Raw genomic sequence first — 20,630 nt, forward strand, 5'->3', positions numbered from 1 at the left:
GAGTGCTTTTAACCCGATGGGTGGTGGTATTATCTTTCGTACAAGCCAAGCTATAGAATTTAAAATTCCTAAAAGTTGTTATTTTCAACAATATTTAGGAATTTCATATATTTGACCTATGCAAGCAATATTACGCAAACGGTACCTGAATAGGCTGAGTGTCCTTAAAGACAAGAACTTGATAAAAGTGGCTACGGGAGTAAGGCGTTGCGGAAAATCAACTTTAATGAAACAGTTTCAGGACCTGTTGCGCAAAGAAAACAGGGAAGTTTCCATATTGGCAATAAATATGGATATGCCTGAGTTTCGTTTTATAGGGGAAAAAAACTGGAAGGAGTTGTATAATTATATCATTAAGCATCTCAAAAAAAATGTCACGAATTATGTGTTTATAGATGAAGTGCAAAACGTACATGAATTTGAAAAACTATTGGAAGGATTGTATGTTCACCCTGACATTGACTTGTATGTTACCGGTTCAAATGCATTTTTATTATCAAGTGAATTGGCTACATTGCTCACCGGCAGGGCCTATGAAATAAACGTACTACCATTTTCTTTTGCCGAATATCTGGAGTTCACCGGCAAAACAACAAACCCTGATCGGGCATTTGCTGATTATGTGCGTACAGGTGGTTTCCCTGAAGCGGTACGACTTTCGGGTGATGGAATTAATTTTGCAAATGACTATTTGCAGATGGTTTTCAAAAATATTTTCGAAAACGATATATCTAAGCGCTATACTGTTTATGCAGAAGAGTCTTATCAGGAGGTGGTGAATTACCTGATAGATTCAGTTGGGTCAATTGTTTCTGCAGGTAATATAGCAAAAGTGTTATCTGCTAACAAAAGGAAAATAGATAACAAAACCGTGACAAGATACATAGACTCCCTGGTGGAAGCTTATTTGTTTTACAAAGTGAATCGATACGATATCAAAGGCAAGCAACATCTCGCAACGCTGGAAAAATACTATTTGGTTGATTTAGGTTTTCGTAGTGCATTACTGGGGAAGGAATTGTCAAGCGATGCAGGCCATTTACTTGAAAATGTGATTTACCTTGAGCTAAAGCGCAGAAATTACCAAATCTGGATAGGGAAAGCAAATAGATTAGAAGTTGATTTTGTTGTTAGAGACAACGAAGGATTTACGCAATACATTCAGGTGGCACAAACCGTACAGAACACTACAACATTAGAGCGTGAGCTGGCACCATTTGACAGTATTGCAGACCATCACGAGAAACTACTCATCACAATGGATTACGACACTGGTACATATAACGGAATAAAAAAAATTAATGCATTGGATTGGCTTACTATCCCGCAACAATAGAGGTGATGAGGTTGCATCGTATTCTCAAATCCGTATTCACCGAGTATCTGGCTGTGTCTGTTTCAAGACAATGACAACACTTTGTGAGATGGTGTCGCTAATCAGCAAAATTTAGATTCCGGTCGCGGGAGACATCGCCATTGACCGCTCATTCCGATTGAAGCTGCCCCCCTATTCCGTCTCGTTGCACAACAATGAGATCCCTCCTCTTCCTCAGCTATCAAAAAATCAACCGGTGTGGGTGGCCTCACCAGCCGCTTTTTATTCATTTTGATTGTTCAACAGTTGGGTGCAAATTACAGGATCAGGTTTGAAAATTACTTTATCTGCTACTCTTCTGTGGAGATTCCGGACCATGTTGACCCTCGATTCCGTCTCGTTGCATAACAACGAGATGCCCACCACCAAAGGGGCTGAGCAAGCTACTAGTGGTAAAATGAGCCTGCCATTCCGGCACATACTGACCCCCTAAATTGTGGCTGACATTCCGACGCATGTTGACCCCCTGAAAATTTGATTATGATAGGAATGATGGAGATTCCGGACCATGCTGCCCCCTACTCCATCTCCTTACAAAACAACGAGCTAGCCCCCTCTTCCTGATCCATCAAAAAATCAACCGGTGTGGGTGTCTCACCAGCCGTTTTTTATTCATAGGGAATGTTCAACAGCAGGCAGCAAATTTCCGGATCAGGTTTGAAAATTATTTATCTGCTACTCTTCTGCTCTAAAGGGGTTGGGGGAACCGGGAATGGAGTACACACTACTCCATAAAACCAAACGGATACAAGTATTTAATGTACGATTAAACGGAGAGCTGCATGTTACCTTTGCGGCGGGATTAATCGCGAAGGCTCCTTTTAGATGGTTTTATTTGATCGCGAAGCCGACGGGGTAGCGGGTGAGGGTTATGAGATGGATAGGTCGTTTGTATATTGCGGTCGCGGGACTTCGCGATTGACCCCCTATTCCGTCTTGTTGCACAACAACGAGACCAGTGTTCTAAGAGCAGCAAACCGGAGAGGGTGGCTCAAAAAATTATTTTACAATAATTTAGAAATATTTTGCGAAAAGTACCTAAATGTGGTATCTTTCGCAAAATTTATCTCAAATGAGTTATGACAGCAATTACAAGCGCTTAGATTATTGGATTGAAGAATGCCAGTCAAAAGGTAAGTTGGCATTCAGTTTATCTGAACTCAAACAAAGTTTTGAAAAAAACAGTGAGACTTCATTGAAAAGAGTTCTTGACCGACTATCTGAAAAGGAAAAAGTCGTTTCTATTTTCAAAGGCTACTATGTAATCATCCCACCTCAATATTCTTCAAAAGGAATTTTACCCCCTTCCATGTTTATAGATGGTTTAATGAGATTCCTTGAACGAAAATACTATGTCGGATTACTCAATGCAGCAGCACTACATGGGGCATCACATCAACAACCACAAGAATATTTTGTGGTAACAGAATATCCTGTTTTGAGGTCTACAAACAAAAAAGGAATCAAGATAAACTACACCAGCACAAAACATCTTCCACCCGGCTCGCTTATTGAAAAAAGGAAAACAGAAACGGGTTACATCAGCATATCAAATCCAATCCTTACAGCAGTTGACTTGATTAATTATGAAAAGAAAATAGGAGGCCTTAATAGGGCAAGTACTGTAATCAATGAGCTGCTGGAAATCATTAAATTAAAAGATATAAATGAGGAAATAATAAATTATGCGAGTGTTACTTCGCTGCAAAGACTGGGATACATATTAGAGGAGATCTTGAACAGGAATGATCTGGCTGAGAAGATAAATAAGCAATGTAAAAAGACAGGAAAAACATTTTATCAAATCCCGTTAAAAGCATCAGGGAAGAAGCAAAAAGAACGGATAAATGAAAAATGGAAGTTAATGATTAACACAGAAATTGAGATAGACGAATGATTCCACAAGCATATATTACAGAATGGAGTAATTATGTTCCATGGCAATCGAACGAACAAGTAGAACAAGATCTGGTAATTTGCAGGGCATTGGTTGAAATTTTCTCCCATAAATTTCTAGCTGACAGTTTAGCGTTCAGGGGTGGAACAGCGTTGCATAAATTATATCTACAACCACAACCAAGATATTCAGAAGACATTGACCTGGTTCAGGTCCGTGCTGAACCAATTAAAGAAACCATTCAACATTTACAGAAAGCCCTTGCATTTCTTGGTAAATCAAATGTTGTCCAAAAGAAGGACAACAATACAATTATTTTCCGCTTTGATTCAGAGTTTGCACCGGTTCAGCATCTCAAGCTTAAAATTGAAACAAATTGCAGAGAGCATTTCACAGTTTTGGGTTGGGAGAAAAAAGCATTTGCTGTCAAGTCATCCTGGTTTAATGGTCAATGCGACCTGACCACCTACAAAATCGAAGAATTATTAGGAACAAAATTGAGAGCATTGTATCAGCGAAGAAAAGGCAGAGATTTATATGACCTGTGGAAAGCACTGACACATTGTAAATTCAATCCCGACTTGATTATTCAATCCTACAAAGAATACATGAAATTTTCTTTAGAGAAACCCATTCCGACACAAAAAGAATTTTTGTTGAATGTAGAGAAAAAGAAAACAGACGATGATTTTTTAGGAGACATTACCGCCCTTTTAAGACCAGATGAAAAGTATAATCACGAAGGAGCATTTAAGTTGATTATTGAAACGCTTATAGAAAGAATGTGAAATGCCCAAAAACACAAAATAAGCAAAATTTAGATTCCTTTCTAAAGGAGAATTCGCGATTGACCCCTCACTCCGATTTAAGTTGCCCCCCCCATTCCTTCTCCTAACAAAACCACGAGCCTCTTCCTGAGCCATCAAAAAATCAACCGGTGCGGGTGACTCACCCGCCGTTTTTTATTCATTTTGATTGTTCAACAGTTGGTAGCAAATTACAGGATCAGGTTTGAAAATTACTTTATCTGCTACTCTTCTGCTCATTAGTGGTTTTAGTAATTTGGCTTGAGGTTATTGCACCACTTATCTCGCTCTGGGGGAAACTCACGTTATTCACCAATATAAAACAGCAGAATACCAACGAAATTGACGGGGTTTTTATTAATTTTGTAATTGACATTAAAACCTGAAAATATGTATAAGGCAATAGAAATCGACAGAAACAACCTGACCATTATGGGTGTAAAATTTTCAGACTTGAAAACACTGGAAAGTACTGCGAATGCCTTAGGAAGTAATATGTTTGAAGGATTTAAACCGACACCCAAAGGAATTGAAATTATAAGGGACTATGTGACAGGAAAAATTACTTTAAGTGAATTGGTGACATTTGCCAAACAAAAAGCATATGTCTGATTCCTATAAATATATTGACCCTGACAACACCTACACTGACCCAAAGACAGGACTTTTAAGAAATTTACAAGATATTACTGACTCAGATGTATTACTTTTTGATGAGAGCAGTGCTGTATCTTAACGTCTTCAAGAACTAGATGAAAACCCACTAGAGATAATAGGAATGCCTTTTTGAAATTCACAGACACTTATTTCAAGACATATACGCCTGGGCAGGAAAAAAAAGAATTGTTGAAATAAGCAAAGACGGAAAACAATTTTTCCCTACCTCCCATTTTGACAATGCCTTCAGATACATTGATCAGTTAATTGCGGAGTTCAAGAGAATACCGAAAGACAACAAAAAGAGTATAGCGGAAAAATTAGCAGAAATTTTAGACCATATAAACCACCTTCATCCCTTTAGAGAAGGAAACGGACGAAGACAAAGAGAATTTTTAAGATTGTTGGCGTTAGAAAAAGACCTGACGTTAAACCTTAACGCACCTGACAATGAAAGTGTTTTTGACAGATATATGAAAGGGACAATTGACAGTGAATTAGGCACATTGACAGAATTGATTTTTGAACTAATTGACAATAATAAGTAATAGTATAACGGTGGATAATCGATTAGACCCCTCTTTCGCTAACTTTGTGCACCAAAGCTTAAGCGACGGTGTAAGCTTCTGAGGGCAACCCCTGTCTTTCGCTAACTTTATGCACAAAAGCTGAAGCGACGGTGTAAGCTTCAGAGGAGAAATCCCTTCCAGAACTAACGTTGGCAAATAGTAAATTTGTAACTGGTCAATAAATGAAAATATGTCACCGCCTAAAAGCCCTCAACAATGAAAAAGACAAACACATTACTACTTTCAATATTCATAGTAATTAACATAAGTAATGCACAAAACTTTGTGCAAAAAGGAACAGACATTGATGGGGAAGCAGCATATGACTTTTCAGGCACCTCGGTAAGCATGCCCGACAATCATACCGTTGCCATTGGGGCAGTGGCTAATAACGGAACCGGAAGTTATGCAGGTCATGTGCGCATTTTCCGCTGGAATCCCACGAATGGCGGGACATGGCTGCAAAAATCAACAGACATTGATGGGGAAGCAGCATATGACTTTTCAGGTACCTCGGTAAGTATGCCCGACAGCAATACCGTTGCCATTGGGGCGATAGGAAATGATGGTGCCGGATTCAATGCAGGCCAAGTACGGGTTTACCGCTGGAATCCCGCTAATGGCGGTACCTGGGTACAAAAAGGAACAGACATTGATGGGGAACTTGCAGATGATAACTCCGGCTACTCGTTAAGCATGCCCGACAGCAATACCGTTGCCATTGGGGCGCTAGAAAATGATGGAAACGGAAGTACATCAGGACATGTGCGCATATACTACTGGATTCCCGCAAATGGTGGGATATGGATGCAAAAAGGAACAGACATTGATGGTGAAGTAGCAAATGACCAATCTGGTTCTTCGGTAAGCATGCCCGACAGCAATACCGTTGCCATTGGGGCGACACGCAATAGCGGAAACGGAAGCAGTGCAGGCCACGTGCGTATATACCGTTGGAATTCCGCTAATGGCGGGACATGGGTGCAAAAAGGAATTGATATTGATGGGGAAGCTGTAAATGACTTTTCAGGCTACTCGATAAGCATGCCCGATAGCAATACTGTTGCAATTGGGGCGACAGGCAATAGCGGAAACGGAATCAGTGCAGGCCACGTGCGCATATACCGTTGGAATTCCGCTAATGGCGGTATATGGGTGCAAAAAGGATTTGATATTGATGGAGAAGCAGTAAATGACTGGTCAGGCCGCTCGGTAAGCATGCCAGATAGCAATACCGTGGCCATTGGGGCGGTCAAAAATGCCGGAAACGGAGACAATGCAGGCCATGTGCGCATTTACCACTGGACTCTTGCTAATGGCGGGACATGGGTGCAAAAAGGATTTGATATTGATGGTGATTCAGCCCAAGACAACTCAGGCAATTCAGTAAGCATGCCCGACAGCAATACCGTTGCCATTGGGGCGCTATTCAATAATGGAAACGGAAGCGCTGCCGGGCATACCCGGGTGTATTATTTTTGCAATCAAACAGTTTCTTCTTTTTCCGTTACTGCCTGCGGGAGCTATACCGTTCCAAGCGGTGACGAAACCTACACCACTTCCCAAACGGTATTGGATACTATTCCCAATCAGGCCGGGTGCGATAGTATAATGACCATTAACCTCATCATCAATTCGGTGGACACAAGTATAACCAATACCTCACCAACGCTTACAGCTAATTCAACAGGAGCGGCATACCAATGGCTGGATTGCGGAAATAGTTTTACGGTAATAAGCGGAGCAACTAACCAAAGTTACACAGCCACATCAAATGGAATTTATGCGGTTGCTGTTACACAAAATGGTTGTACTGATACTTCCTCCTGCGAAGCAGTAAACAATGTGGGTGTTTTGGAAAACAGCTTTGGCACTACCCTAACCGTTTATCCGAACCCAACGAGTGGAGAACTAAGCATTGATTTAGGTTCAAAATACAATAATGTTAACGTAATCGTCAGCAATTTATCAGGGCAGGTAGTTCACATTCAAAATTTCAACAACTCATCCTTATTGCGACTTAATATACCGGGAGAAGTTGGTGTGTATTTTATAGAAGTAAGTTCCGGTGACAAAAAAGCAAAATTAAAAGTGATGAAAGAATAAGGTTTACGAACTGAAGAAAATATAGCAACACCTAAAACCAGCCCCCCTTAAGAAAGAGACTTTTTATAGGTATTGGATAATTACTGAAAATTCAAGTTGAGCTTGCAGAATTATTCCGGAGTAAGACCTCCTCTATTCTCTCGAACCTTCCTCCACTACTACCTGTAACAAAAAAGAAACCATGAAACATTCTCTGAAAAAACGGACACTTCGGATCTTTGATATGGCGCACTAGAAAAAAATCAGATTTCGATATCCAATGAAAAAATATTCTGTTTTAATATGCATCATCATCTCTTTGATTTTTTTACTGATTGCCACCTCACTCTACCCCGGGGGCTCCATCGATGATCTGGATTCAACTGGATTTATCTGGTCGAAAAATTTTTTCAGCAATTTATTTACTGAGAAAGCGCTCAATGGTGATCCGAATCCTTCCAGGCTTTGGGCACTCACCGGTATGGCCTTTCATTCAATTGCCTATGGATTGTTCTTTGTTCATTCTGCCCTAAAAATTCCTCAGAAACATGCTGCTTCCGTTTTAAAATTTGTTGGTATTTCAAATATGCTTTTTACATTTCTGATAGCGACACCCTTGCATGACTATATGATCACTATTTCAAGTACCTTGTCTTTACTTGGTTTGTTTTACCTGACTGTTTTCATTTTAAAAACTAAACTTCAATTTCTGAAGGCCTTCAGTATTGGTAGTCTTCTGCTATTTTATTATACTTTGTACTTGTATGGCGCTGGAGACAGGGGCTTGTTGGCGGTGATGCAAAAGATCGCATTTTTCTGCTTTACGCTCTTGATTTTGATCATTGAATATTTCACAAAATCTGCAGATTTTCAATACAAAAAAACTGAAAAACCGGAAATATAGCTACGCGGGCATCATCACGTTACACTCATTGGAGCCAAATGGCATCAGTCCTACTCAACCTCATTCTTTATAGCTTACCAGTTGTATTACAAGTTGATTAAAAGCTACAGAAATTTACTTTTATTCTCTTTACTCCAATTACAACGTACTATACTTGCTTATTCAATGAATGAAATGTTTCACATTTGTCATAAAAATATCAGATAATAAGTAAGGAATAATTGCTTATAAAAAGATAGAATGCAGTAGCAAGATTCAGGAATTAAAACGCTATTCAGACTGAAGCCAATAGGAATAGTGGGAGTGAAAAATTCTGCACTTTTTGCTCCAAAGGAATTTTTCAGTAACTTTGACTGACGACATCCATAGATATGGAAAATAATACTATTTAAACGTTGACAAATTCTTTAAACATTGTACCCACCTGTTTAATAAAGGCAGACGTTCTTAGAGACAGTAACGTTAAACCGGCCCGCATTTATACGAATTGAACGATGCTAACCCAAATTCACAAAACTTTTACAATCTGGCAGAATATTAAATTGGGAACCATCTATGCAAATCAAATATCCGACGACTTATACACCTGTGCATTGAAAAATTCAGCATGAAGCATACTCAAGAACACCTTTAAATAATGTTGAACAGAAAGATGGCACGACCGGATAACCTAAAATTCAACCTATACCGACCTGAACTAAACACATCTATATATTAAAAAATTATGACAGCCCTCTTAATAACCGGCGGCATCCTGATGTTGTTGCTGCTCTACTTTATTTCAGTCTTCAATGAGCTGACCAAAGAACGCGTTTTAGTCCGGGAAGGATGGAGCGGTATTGGCACATTTTTACAGCAGCGATTAGATGTTATTCCCAATCTGGTGGAAATTGTTAAGGGATACGCCGGCCATGAAAACAAAACGCTTACAGATGTAATTCGTGCACGCAATGAATCGATCTCTGCACTGACTCCTGAAGCGCAAATTGAAGCCGCTAAACACATGGGAGCAGCCATGATTAACTTTAAGTCATTATCTGAAAATTACCCCGACCTGAAAACAAATCAAAATTTCATCAAACTGCAGGAGCAATTGGCTGATCTGGAAGAAAAAATTAATCAAAGCCGGAGATACTACAATGGAACTGTTCGCGAGTTCAACCAGAGCATTGCGGTATTTCCAAAAAATCTGGTGGCAGGAATGTTTGGTTTTAAAGAAGCCACTTTTTTCGCTGAAGATGAAGCAGCCGCCAAAGCTCCCGGAATTTCTTTTTAGACCACTGCGTATGAAGCAATTTCTGATCATTTTGCTATTGCTGTGCATTTTCCGGAGCACAATCCACGCACAAAGTTTTACCGGACAAGCTGACACCTATTTTTCCAAAACGGAGTATTCCAATTTGATAAAACAAGGAGCCATACAGGTGGCTCGTGATGCTCACTTTCCGGAGAATGTTTTCACAGAAGTTTACGATGTGCATCAACAGGAAATTACAACACTCGCAACACCTGTCATCATTAAAAAATTCAAGTGGCTCGAAAGCGGTTTTCACACCCGGCCCGTCCCGCAGTCTGCAGCATGGAAAAAAAGAAAAGAAAGTTATACCCGTGAATTACTGCGTGGTGTACGTGATGCACTCTATGCCAACGAAGCTTTTACAAAAGCACTGCTTACTATTGACGAGACAGACAGGATCATTTCCTTTTCGTCAGCAATTAAAATCGAAAAAGATGGAATGCTACATGTTATTGAAACTATAAAAATATATAATGGTGAAGGTGGTAATAATGATGAAATAAAACGAGGGATCGTACGTGAATTCCCAACCCGGTACACCACTTCAGCAGGCCTGGTTTCAACGATTCCTTTTCAACTGATCAGCGCAACAAAAAATGGAGAAACTGAACCTTACAAACAGGAACAAGCCGCAAATGGATGGAGGTGTTACTTTGGAAGTGCGGACATTTTTCTGGAACGCGGCTATTACACCTATGTCCTCACTTACCGAACCGCCCGACAAATCATTTTTCATGATGAAAAAGATGAGCTGTATTGGAACGTAAACGGTACAGGATGGAGCTTTACGGCGGATAAAGTGAGTTGTAGTATCACATTTCCGCAGGGATCAAAAATAACCGAAAACAATTGCTACACCGGAGTTCAGGGCTCACAGGCTGCCAATTGCGGTTATACAACTATCAACGATAGTACGGTAACATTTCAAAGCAATCAACCATTGCAGGCATACGAAGGACTAACGGTTTCTGTTTGTATTCAGAAAGGAATCATAACTGCACCTACGTCACTGCAACAAGGATGGCTATTGCTGAAAGATAATTTCATTTTGCCCCTGCTTGTACTTGCTCTGCTGTTGCTGCTGGCTTTCAATTACCTTTCCTGGAGGCGCGTAGGAAGAGACCCTGATCAAGGAAACATCATTCCGCAGTTTGAACCTCCCGATGGCTTTTCTCCGGCAGATTGCGGGTTTTTACTTAAGCAAGATTACAGTGCCCGGTTTTTTACAGCGTCAATTGTTGATTACGCCGTAAATCGCAAAGTAGACATCGAAGTAAAGCGTGAAGGATTGCTGCTAAAATCCCCGGTTTACTATTTCCACAAACCGGCTCATATCGCAGGTGAGTACGAACGCGATGACATCCGCTACCACTGGTACGGGTATGATATTGAAGATTTTTTTGGACAAAAAGCTGCCAAAGGAGAATATAACACGCTCATCGCATCTCGCTACAATAATTTGTATACTCAGTTGAAAAAACGCATGCAAATAAGCAGAGGGGTAACGAATAGTTTCCGGGGGTTGTTTTCGCGTAACGAAGGATATGTAGGATTGGGCATTTTTTATCTGTTCCTGTGCGGATTCGGAACCATGATTTACTTTGTCGTAAATGGTGGTACACCGGTTACAGTTACCATATCTATCGTCCTGCTGATTTCAGGAATTGTCATCCAGATTCTTTTTAGCAGGTGGATGCGTGCCTATACCAAAGAAGGAAGAAAGATGACCGACCTGGTGCTGGGTTTTAAACGGTATCTGGAAACCGCAGAACAAAAAAGGTTTGATGCGCTAAATCCTCCCGGGATGACCATGCAGCTATTTGAAAAGTATTTACCGTATGCCATTGCCCTGGATTGTGAAAACGAATGGTCTGCAAAGTTTGAGCACGTGATCCAACAAGCCATTGAAAGCGGCTATCAACCGGGCTTCTATCGTATGCAGGGAAGTACATTTAATGCTTCTTCCTTTACTTCCGGCTTTTCATCAGGCATCAGCAGTACCATAGCTTCGGCTTCCACCCCACCGAGCAGTAGCAGCGGAGGAAGCGGAGGTGGCGGCAGTAGTGGTGGCGGAGGAGGAGGCGGTGGCGGTGGTGGATGGTGAAGAAAATAAAGTACAGACTTTTCACCTTCTATTAAAATGTTTTATTATTCAGGTATGTGTAATAGCTTCCCGGTAATTTGTTTACCATCAACAGTTAAAGACTTTAAATTCCACCTGGTCAGTGAAAGCATTAGGGGCAACCTGCACCGTAAGTTGTTTCAGGGCAGAGGTATAAATTTCATTTAATGGCTTGTTGCCAGGACCCGATGTAGGCGTTTCATTCATTTCTTCACCAACATTCCCGGTAGTATTTGACAAACGTGTAGCACAGTTTGACGCAGCGCAATTGATGGCATCCGACTGGCATGTATTCACATCCTTCACCATTATTCCGGGCCATTTAAAAATAGTTTTTTTAAGTTAAACCCATATTGAAATGTGGATAGGGATAATCTTCAATTTCCTAAGCATTCAAAATCCCGTTGGAAACACCTGGCTTTTTAACAAGTCAGAAATGAATTTCATCTCGGTTTGGCTGTGGGATTTTACTAACAGGGCTTTCATCAGGAGTCGTAGTCAGGTTTTAACACAGCAGCAAGAAGCCGGCAGCCAGCAGCTATTTTTAAAATTTCAAATGATCTAAGATAAAGTCGCATCAATTTACGACCATCACCCAGCCATTTAAATAATCAGTATTTGTAATAGCTGTTGCTCCCTGGTTCTGGATACCAAACCCAACCGTGTACGTTCCGGCCGGTAAACCTGAAATAGCTGCTGTAGCACTGTAGGTATCCCTGGTGATATCAATTTCTACAGCAGTATAGGAGCCACCAACAAAATTATTGATGCTTGTTGGATTTAATACGTTGGCATAACACAAGCCTATCTTTCCAAAAGTAGTGCCGGTGGTAACTGCAAGCGTGGCTGTGGCTGCTCCAACAATTTTTTGTCCGGCAGTAATTGTAACAGAAACCGTAGGCCCTACAAAAACATATGAGACGGCATTGCCTGCAATGCTACCCCCAATAAAACCATTAAAAGTTTGCATAGCAACAATTCCTTGTGGACCTGCCGGACCTGTTGCACCTGCCGGACCTGTTGCACCTGTTGGACCTGCCGGACCCTGTGGACCTGCCGGACCCGGTGTACCGTTCGCTGAATACAGTGCATATGGAACGCTCAACAATTCAGAGGTGCCCACAATGGAATAAGAGGTGCCGCCGTTTGGATCGGTCTCTGTTTTTACGAAATAAGGTCCCATAGACCAATCCACACTTGCCATATTACCAATCAATGGAGTGCCGTTGCCGATTTGAATACTGATTAAACCATTTCCATTGGTAGTGGTAGTATGTGTTTCAACAAAAACAGGAGTTCCGGAGGCACTACCTTGAAGTACACTTATCTTTATACCCACAGTAGCATTTAAAATGGGTAAATCCAATGTGTCGGTCATGACGGCCTGATAACTGATCCGGTTAGGTGCTTGCGCGAAGATATTTCCTTGCAACAGTAAGCAAAGTAACAACCCGGTAAAAAGAAACTTCATCTTCGTTTTTGATGTAGTGAAAGTAGTATTGTATTTCATAATTAATAGATTTTGCAGAGTGATATATTTATTAATTGGTCTTCAAGTTAAATGTACTGGATGCTGTCATTTGGATCGGCAATTTACTCCAGGTTTCTATGGAATTCCGATGTCGAATTACCACATAATAATAATTTCCGCGTAACGCGGGTGGAAGATGGAGACGGGCATTGCCTTGAACCGTTAACAGGGAGGTAGCAGCATAAACTATACTGGATGGCGACATCGGGTCGTGTAACTCTACACGAATGGAGTCACACATTCCATTCCCCAATACTTCCGCCAGCATTCCACCTCCTAAATAAAATCCTTCAATATACAGATGGAGATGGAGCATCACCGGTGACAGTAATGGTTGTTGAATTCCATCTCTTACTTTTCCATTACTACCATTCTTTAAAATATAAAAGGGTTGACCCAACGTGTAACTTAATTTTCTATTCAAAGCTGTTACGGACGTGCCGGATGTACCCAAATAGGCAGGAATAATGTGAGAATAAATTTGCGGAGGCAATGAATACGGCTGTTGTAAACCTTCGCGTATTTTACCGGAAGTGGATTGGTAAACATGGTAAAAGGGTTGACCAATCGAATAACTCATCTTTCTGTTGCCCCCTGTTAATGTAGTACCGGTAGAAACAGTGCCAGTTTGTGCCAACAGCAAATTATTGACGACAACCAGTAAAATGAAACTAATTAAATAATTTTTTTTCATTTAAATAATTTAAAGGCAATTTGCATTTCTTTTACAAAACGCACAAGAACTTTAATTGCAATGAACTTAAAGAGTTAGCAATCAGTAGTAATTTAAATAACAATTACAGCTTCATTAATCTTTTTCCTGACTACCGCACTGGGACACCTTAAATTAAAATCCGAAGAGTTCTTTGACTATCTTCAGAGTAGTTATTTTGCAGAAGACAGAAAAAGAAATAACGTCAGAGCGGAGATGAATATTTCTTCCCTATAAGCCCTGTAGGGGCGGTAGCTCTGTAACCGACAAACTCCCCTATCCTTTCAACCGCCGGCAGCCGACCTTAGGTCGGCTGCCGGCATAGGTGGGAGAAGATGTGATTCTTATTTTACAGAGCTACCGCCCCTACAGGGCTTCTAAATCTCAAGACTTCTCAGTTATGTTTTATCAACCTTAGGACACCCTAAGACACCCGTTAATTTACTGCAACAGATTGAATTAGTATTACTTTTAAAATCAACTGTTTTTTTCTGCGTAAGTCAGGAGCAGTGATTTTAACAACAATTACAACTTCACTGGTCTTATTTAAAGAAACTCAATAGTTAAATAAGGTTAAACCTGCACGGACTTCGTATGCCGTTGCAAGCCGACAAAAAACGTTATGAAAGAAATAAAATATGAAGCACCGTAAAAACTGAAAGTTGAGATCGTGTTTATCGTTCAAATCAGCATCGCGACCATGAAGCAGAATCGCGAAAAGCGATACGCTTCATGGTACACCTTTCCCGTCAACACAAGGGTAGACGGGATCACATCGCCCGTGGTCACGTGGCGAGTGAAAACTTTAAACCTTGAACTTTAAACCTTAAACCTTAAACTATTTCCTCCGGATTCGGTTTCTTTAATATCGCAGCCATGATGAGGGAAATGATCGCTCCGGCGAAGAGAGAACCGAGGAGGCTAAAGGTGAACATCCAGAAGGGGGATTGCATGGAGGCGGAACCTTTCATGGCTTTTTCGATGGCGTCATCGTCCATGCCCATCTCCTGCATCTTTGTCACCTGCTTTTCCATGATGTAATCCATAAAAGTGGGATCGATGACTTGTATGTAGAGGATGGAATAGGCGGAATAAATAATTCCACCAACTAGACAGATGACAAGACCGTGCTTGAAAATATCGGAGAATTTCATGAATCCACCTCCTACTTCCGCCTTGTATTCTTTCACGGCCAGCAGGATGCAGACAACAGGAACTGCCAATCCAATCAGGGTGATGAGCCAGGTGCTGTCGGTACGATTCAAACCGGTGATATACATGATCAGCGACATCAGAATTGACGCCCCGGCGTAGATAAATCCGTATTTTAATGCGATTTTCATAGGATACTTATATAATTTTACCTCAAAGAAAAGAGTTTCTGAGGAAGGAACAAATTTATGTTTGTAAAAGCAATTGAAGAAATAAACCGCTGTACCCGACCGATCCATACGATCATGCGGAATTATGGATCGAACAAGGTTTGGCCCGGCGCGTCCACTTTGTTTTTTGTGAATAATGAAGGCATCGCCCTCACCTGCCGACATGTGGCGGAACATCTCCTCCATGCCGAGAAGATCAATCAGCAATATCTGCTCTTTACACAAGCCCGGTTCCGGCTGAAAAAGGACGAACATTACGATAGCCACCTGAGCGAACTCGAACTTCAATTCAACTATAACCACGAAACCATGATCCAGGCCAAGCATTCCTTCGTGGGCTGTTTCGATAAGATTACGGGCTTTGATTGTCATATGCACCCTTTCGCGGATCTGGCCATCATTCGGTTCAAGGGCTTTTCACAGATCTATTATCAGAGCTTCGCGAAATTCATTGCCGACGATACCCTGACCCGTCCCGGCCGGATGCTCTGTCGTTTGGGATTTCCGTTTCCGGAGTTTAATAACTTTTCCTACAATTATCAGAAGGATGATATTGAATGGACCCGTGAAGGAAATCCGCGCTCTCCCTCCTTTCCGATCGAAGGCATCATTACCCGGTTGATCGCGCAGCAGGGAATCATAGCGGGAATAGAAATGAGCTCTCCCGGTCTCAGGGGACAAAGCGGCGGACCCTTATTTGATGCCGATGGACTGGTGTACGGAATGCAAAGCTCTACCCGCCATTTGCACCTGGGCTTCGATCTGGAAAATCATGAAATCCCCGCCGGTGCCGGAACGAAGAAGGTGACCAATATGCCCTTTCTGCATGTCGGACAATGTGTGCATGTGTCGATAATAAAGAGCTTTTTGAAAGAATTCAATGTGACGTATAGCGAAGCCTGAAGGAAGTTCTTCGATTGACAGTGACAAGCCCTGTAAGGGCGGCAACTCTGTAAAAGAGATCATCTTCCCCCACCTACGTCGTCAGCCGACCTTCGGTCGGCTGACGACGGTTGTTAGGAGAAGGGGACCATATCGGTTACAGAGATGCCGCCCCTACAGGGCTTTTGCGGGAGAAGATGTTCCTTCGATAGAGATACATCCCTTAAAAGGCTTTAGTGCGAGAAGTTGGTCCTTCGGTAGAGATGCCGCCTCGACAGGGCTTTAGTGGGAGAAGATGTTCCTTCGATAGAGATACATCCCTTAAAGGGCTTTAGTGCGAGAAGTTGGTCTTTCGGTAGAGATGCCGCCCGGGCTTTATGGGAGAGGACCGGCGGTAAAAGCTGGGCTTTAGTGCGAGAAGATGTTCCTTCGATAGAGATGCATCCCTTAAAGGGCTTTAGTGCGAGAAGTTGGTCCTTCGGTAGAGATGCCGCCTCGACAGGGCTTTAGTGGGAGAAGATGAACCGTCGGTAGAGAAGCCTACCTTACAGGGCTTTAGTGCGAGAAGATGAACCGTCGGTAGAGAAGCCTACCTTACAGGGCTTTAGTGCGAGAAGATGGTCCTTCGGTAGAGATGCCGCCTCGACAAGGCTTTAGTGGGAGAAAATGGTGAAGCCTATAGGGCTTAGGCGAGATGCTGAGAGTGCCGCCTACTGGGCTTTAGTGGGAGAGACGAATGGTGGCCTACCTAGGAGAAGATGTTCCTTGAAGAGATGCATCCTTAAAGGGCTTTAGGGCGGTGGTCCTTGGAGAGATGCCCTCGACAGGGCTTTAGTGGGAGAGAGATGTCCCCTACTGGGCTTTAGTGGGGCCCTTTAAATGGTCCTTGGGGAGTGCCGCCTCGACAAGGCTTTAGTGGGAGAAAATGGTCCTATGACAGAGATGTCCCCGCTACTGGGCTTTAATGAGATTTACCGTTATCCCTTGCAAATCAATTCCGCTACTTCGCGTCCTACCAGACTTCCGATGGCTACGCCCATTCCACCCATCCTCACGGCACAGAAAACATGCGGTTCGGCTTCGCGGATGATGGCCGATTTGGTGGGTCCGAGTCCCATGATGCCGCTCCAGCGCCGGTCAATTTCGTAGGCTTGTCCGGGTAAAATCATCTGCGACAATAGCTCTTCCAGCCGCCCCTGCACGGGATGCGTCAGGTCAAAATCCCAGGTGCGCTCGGCTTCAAAATTCAAATTCCTGCCTCCTCCAAAGAGGACCCTATTGCCCACATTTCTGAAATAATAATAGCCTTTATCGTAATGGAACGTCCCTTTAAATTTGAGATGATCCACAGGCTTCGTGATCAAAACCTGTGCTCTTCCCGGCTCCACCTCCAGATCGGGCAAGAGCTGACGGGCAAACCATTGGTAGTAATGAGCACTTTCGCAGTGGAGATCGTGAAGCCATTCCCGGTTTCTATCTCCAGTAATCCCGCCTTCGTTGACCATCCCCTGACCTCGATGCCGGTCAGTACTTCTATGTTTTTCGCTCGCACCAGGTGCAACAAGCCCTTCATCATAGCTCCGGTATCCAACTGCCCTTCCCCCGAATTTAAAATCATCTTGCCGACACCACCAAATCCGAAGTCAGTGATCTTCGAAGATGCTTCCGAATAGATATTACGACGTCCGGTCCTGCGCTCCAATTCCGCGTTGAACTCCTCTATCCTGCTGCGGCAGTTATTGTACAAGTCCTCCTCCTCTTCCCTGAACACTTCGAAGCCACCGTTTTCTTCATATTGAATATCCACATCTTTGAGCAATGAGCGGAGTCTCTGCAATCCCTCATAACGCCGTTGCACGAGCGAAAAAACTTCATCAAAAGAGTTGCGCTGAAGATCGTCGATCAGCTCCGACATACTCCCGAAGCAGGCAAATCCGGCATTACGGGTACTCGCACCATAGGGCAAAAAGGCACCCCGGTCAATGACCAGCACTTTGAGTTCCGGCCGGATCTCTTTCACCGCCAACGCTGCATTCAGTCCGACAATGCCTCCTCCAATAATCAGCAAATCAATTCCTTCAAAATAACTTTGCTGCTCCCAATAGCTTAATTGCATTTGCTTTCTTTCTGAATTATCGGGCCAAATCTATAAAATTGCAGGGAGAAGCAATCTGCCTCCACCCCTCTGAAAAGAAGAAACAAAGCGTTACCTTTGCACGCTATTTCAGAAAAGCGAATATGGGACTAAAGTGTGGAATTGTAGGATTGCCCAACGTAGGGAAATCAACATTATTTAATTGTTTATCGAATGCAAAAGCGCAAGCCGCTAACTTTCCTTTTTGCACCATCGAACCCAACCTGGGTGTCATTACTGTACCGGATGACCGGCTCAATGTGCTCGAAAAGTTAGTGAACCCTCAAAGAGTATTGCCCACGACGGTGGAAATTGTAGATATCGCGGGTCTGGTAAAAGGTGCGAGTAAGGGCGAAGGACTCGGCAATCAGTTTCTGGGAAATATCCGCGAAACCGATGCGATTCTGCATGTCTTGCGTTGCTTTGAAGATCCGAATGTGGTGCATGTGGATGGAAGCGTGAATCCGGTAAGGGATAAAGAAACCATCGACTATGAACTGCAGCTGAAAGATCTGGAGACGGTGGAGAAACGCATGCAGAAGATCGAGAAGCAGGCGAAAGTAGGTGCAGATAAAGACGCGAAGAAAACATTTGAAGTCTATCAGATTTTAAAGCAGCATCTGGAAAAAGGACTTTCTGCACGATCGGCTCCTCTGTCAGAAGACGATTGGAAATATGCCGCCGACCTCTGGTTATTGACAGCCAAGCCCGTCATGTACATTTGCAATGTGGATGAAGGATCAGTAGTCACCGGAAATAAATATGTAGATGCCGTTCGGGAAGCGGTGAAAGATGAAGCGGCAGAAGTATCCCCCCAAGCCGCCGGTGTCATTCATACCGACTTCGAAAAAGGATTCATCCGGGCAGAAGTCATCCACTACAACGACTTCGTCACCCTCGGCTCAGAAAATGCCTGCAAAGAAGCCGGAAAATTAAGCATAGAAGGAAAAGAATATATAGTACAAGACGGAGATGTTATGCATTTTAGGTTTAACGTTTAAGGTTTAAGGTTTAAAGTTTAAGGTTTAAGGTTTAAAGTTTAAGGTTTAAGGTTTAAGGTTTAAGGTTTAAGGTTTAAGGTTTAAGGTTTAGAAACACAAAGTTTAAAGATATAGATTCATAATAAATTTAATTTATTCAGTATATCGATTGAAACAATAATAGCTTTGATTTATCAAAGAAAATCAAGCAGCCAGCAGCAAGAGGCAAGAAGCAAAAGGCCGGTAGCCGGTAGCCGGAAGCCGGAAGCAATTACGACAAGAAGTAAAATTAACAGATCAATTAAAATCACGATAGAAAAAAAATGGGACGCGCCTTTGAAAAACGTAAGCATAAAATGGCAGCCAACAATGCCAAGGCTTCGAAAGCATTTACGAGGATTGGTAAAGAGATCGCCATTGCGGTAAAACTGAGTGGACCGAATCCGGATGCGAATCCGCGATTGCGCATGGTATTGCAAAATGCCAAATCCCTCAATATGCCCAAGGATCGTGTGGAAGCGGCTATTACCAGAGCGGCCAACAAAAATGAAAAGGATCTGGAAGAGGTAGTTTTTGAAGGCTATGGTCCGCATGGAATTGCCATTGTTGTAGAAACAGCTACCGATAACAATACCCGAACGGTCGCCAATATCCGTATGCATTTTAACAGAGGAAATGGTGCCATGGGAAAAACCGGTTCACTCGATTTTCTATTTGAGAGAAAAGGAATTTTCACCATCGATAAAGGAAAATTCAGTCTGGATGAACTCGAACTGGAACTGATCGATTTTGGAGCAGATGAAGTTTCAGAAGAAGAAGATGGTGTGTATGTAACTACTTCATTTACGGACTTTGGAAAAATGCAAAAAGGTCTGGAAGAAAAAGGCATTACCATTATCAGTGCCGAACTCGACCGCATTCCCACCAACTACACCGAGCTCACTCCGGACCAGCAAAAAGAAGTACATGCTTTGATTGATCGCCTGGAAGATGATGATGATGTGCAGAATGTTTTTCATAATATGAAAGATTGATACTATTTACATAGAAAGTTCCATTTTATAATTATCAAATCGCTGCGGTCGTTGCTCATCCGTTGCTAACGCTGCGTTTTAAGCAAAAGTAATCAGCTATGCCCCAATGTTTTATACCAACTTTAAATATTAAAATATCGCTGCTCATCCGTTGCTAACGCTGCGTTTACCCGTGAATCTTATTCTAATTCAGAATTAACATTGAAATAGATATTTTAAATTACAGATCAGCCTTCGAATCCACTTATTTAATACAATTTTAT

15 protein-coding genes and 2 pseudogenes are annotated in these 20,630 nt (G+C 42.3%); 12 read left to right on the top strand and 5 right to left on the bottom strand.

All coding sequences use genetic code 11. The annotated features are described in order from the left end of the window. The first annotated feature begins 118 nt into the window (after positions 1–118). The 9 genes and pseudogenes from IPJ86_00205 to IPJ86_00245 all read left to right on the top strand — a co-directional run bounded on the left by IPJ86_00205 (position 119) and on the right by IPJ86_00245 (position 11,694). Positions 119–1,336, top strand: coding sequence for an ATP-binding protein (locus IPJ86_00205; protein MBK7885767.1), 1,218 nt, complete (start codon positions 119–121; stop codon positions 1,334–1,336). 1,111 nt (positions 1,337–2,447) lie between these two features. Continuing rightward, the gene (locus IPJ86_00210; protein MBK7885768.1) at positions 2,448–3,272 is read left to right on the top strand and encodes a hypothetical protein; all 825 of its coding nucleotides are present in this window, start codon (positions 2,448–2,450) and stop codon (positions 3,270–3,272) included. Beyond that, on the top strand, positions 3,269–4,060 hold the full coding sequence (locus IPJ86_00215; protein MBK7885769.1) for a nucleotidyl transferase AbiEii/AbiGii toxin family protein: 792 nt from the start codon (positions 3,269–3,271) through the stop codon (positions 4,058–4,060). The genes IPJ86_00210 and IPJ86_00215 overlap by 4 nt, the downstream gene beginning before the upstream one ends. Positions 4,061–4,468: 408 nt before the next feature. Next, positions 4,469–4,690 carry an antitoxin VbhA family protein gene (locus IPJ86_00220; GenBank protein ID MBK7885770.1) on the top strand — a complete coding sequence of 74 codons (222 nt, stop codon included), beginning with the start codon at positions 4,469–4,471 and terminating at the stop codon, positions 4,688–4,690. Continuing rightward, a pseudogene (locus tag IPJ86_00225) lies at positions 4,683–5,283 on the top strand (Fic family protein). Before IPJ86_00220 ends, IPJ86_00225 begins: the two are co-directional and overlap by 8 nt. A gap of 237 nt (positions 5,284–5,520) precedes the next feature. Continuing rightward, positions 5,521–7,410 (top strand): T9SS type A sorting domain-containing protein, encoded by a 1,890-nt coding sequence (locus IPJ86_00230; GenBank protein MBK7885771.1) that lies wholly within the window; start codon positions 5,521–5,523, stop codon positions 7,408–7,410. A gap of 259 nt (positions 7,411–7,669) precedes the next feature. Beyond that, positions 7,670–8,293, top strand: coding sequence for a hypothetical protein (locus IPJ86_00235; GenBank protein ID MBK7885772.1), 624 nt, complete (start codon positions 7,670–7,672; stop codon positions 8,291–8,293). Between the two features lie 724 nt (positions 8,294–9,017). Continuing rightward, a complete protein-coding gene (locus IPJ86_00240) occupies positions 9,018–9,569 on the top strand; it encodes a LemA family protein (protein MBK7885773.1) in 552 nt (183 codons plus the stop codon). Positions 9,570–9,579: 10 nt separating this feature from the next. Then, positions 9,580–11,694: a DUF2207 domain-containing protein gene (locus IPJ86_00245; GenBank protein ID MBK7885774.1), complete on the top strand. Its 2,115-nt coding sequence runs from the start codon at positions 9,580–9,582 to the stop codon at positions 11,692–11,694. Between the two features lie 87 nt (positions 11,695–11,781). Here the strand turns inward: IPJ86_00245 and IPJ86_00250 are convergent, their stop codons facing one another. The 4 genes from IPJ86_00250 to IPJ86_00265 all read right to left on the bottom strand — a co-directional run bounded on the left by IPJ86_00250 (position 11,782) and on the right by IPJ86_00265 (position 15,298). Beyond that, positions 11,782–12,021 carry a hypothetical protein gene (locus IPJ86_00250; protein MBK7885775.1) on the bottom strand — a complete coding sequence of 80 codons (240 nt, stop codon included), beginning with the start codon at positions 12,019–12,021 and terminating at the stop codon, positions 11,782–11,784. Positions 12,022–12,289: 268 nt separating this feature from the next. After that, the gene (locus IPJ86_00255; protein ID MBK7885776.1) at positions 12,290–13,222 is read right to left on the bottom strand and encodes a collagen-like protein; all 933 of its coding nucleotides are present in this window, start codon (positions 13,220–13,222) and stop codon (positions 12,290–12,292) included. Between the two features lie 31 nt (positions 13,223–13,253). Further along, positions 13,254–13,937 carry a hypothetical protein gene (locus IPJ86_00260; protein ID MBK7885777.1) on the bottom strand — a complete coding sequence of 228 codons (684 nt, stop codon included), beginning with the start codon at positions 13,935–13,937 and terminating at the stop codon, positions 13,254–13,256. 851 nt (positions 13,938–14,788) lie between these two features. Beyond that, positions 14,789–15,298 (bottom strand): DUF4199 domain-containing protein, encoded by a 510-nt coding sequence (locus tag IPJ86_00265; GenBank protein MBK7885778.1) that lies wholly within the window; start codon positions 15,296–15,298, stop codon positions 14,789–14,791. Between the two features lie 57 nt (positions 15,299–15,355). Here IPJ86_00265 and IPJ86_00270 point away from each other — a divergent pair, with 57 nt between their 5' ends. Then, entirely contained in the window at positions 15,356–16,240 is an 885-nt protein-coding gene (locus IPJ86_00270) for a trypsin-like peptidase domain-containing protein (GenBank protein ID MBK7885779.1), read from the top strand. A 956-nt stretch (positions 16,241–17,196) separates the two neighbouring features. Here the strand turns inward: IPJ86_00270 and IPJ86_00275 are convergent. Next, positions 17,197–18,335 (bottom strand): annotated as a pseudogene (locus tag IPJ86_00275) (FAD-binding oxidoreductase). 122 nt (positions 18,336–18,457) lie between these two features. Here IPJ86_00275 and ychF point away from each other — a divergent pair. Together ychF and IPJ86_00285 are read left to right on the top strand one after the other, a co-directional pair. Beyond that, positions 18,458–19,354 (top strand): redox-regulated ATPase YchF, encoded by an 897-nt coding sequence (gene ychF / locus IPJ86_00280; GenBank protein ID MBK7885780.1) that lies wholly within the window; start codon positions 18,458–18,460, stop codon positions 19,352–19,354. 302 nt (positions 19,355–19,656) lie between these two features. Continuing rightward, positions 19,657–20,367: a YebC/PmpR family DNA-binding transcriptional regulator gene (locus tag IPJ86_00285; protein ID MBK7885781.1), complete on the top strand. Its 711-nt coding sequence runs from the start codon at positions 19,657–19,659 to the stop codon at positions 20,365–20,367. Positions 20,368–20,630 lie beyond the last annotated feature (263 nt).

It is taken from the genome of Bacteroidota bacterium, assembly GCA_016713925.1.
GTDB lineage: Bacteria > Bacteroidota > Bacteroidia > AKYH767-A > OLB10 > JAJTFW01.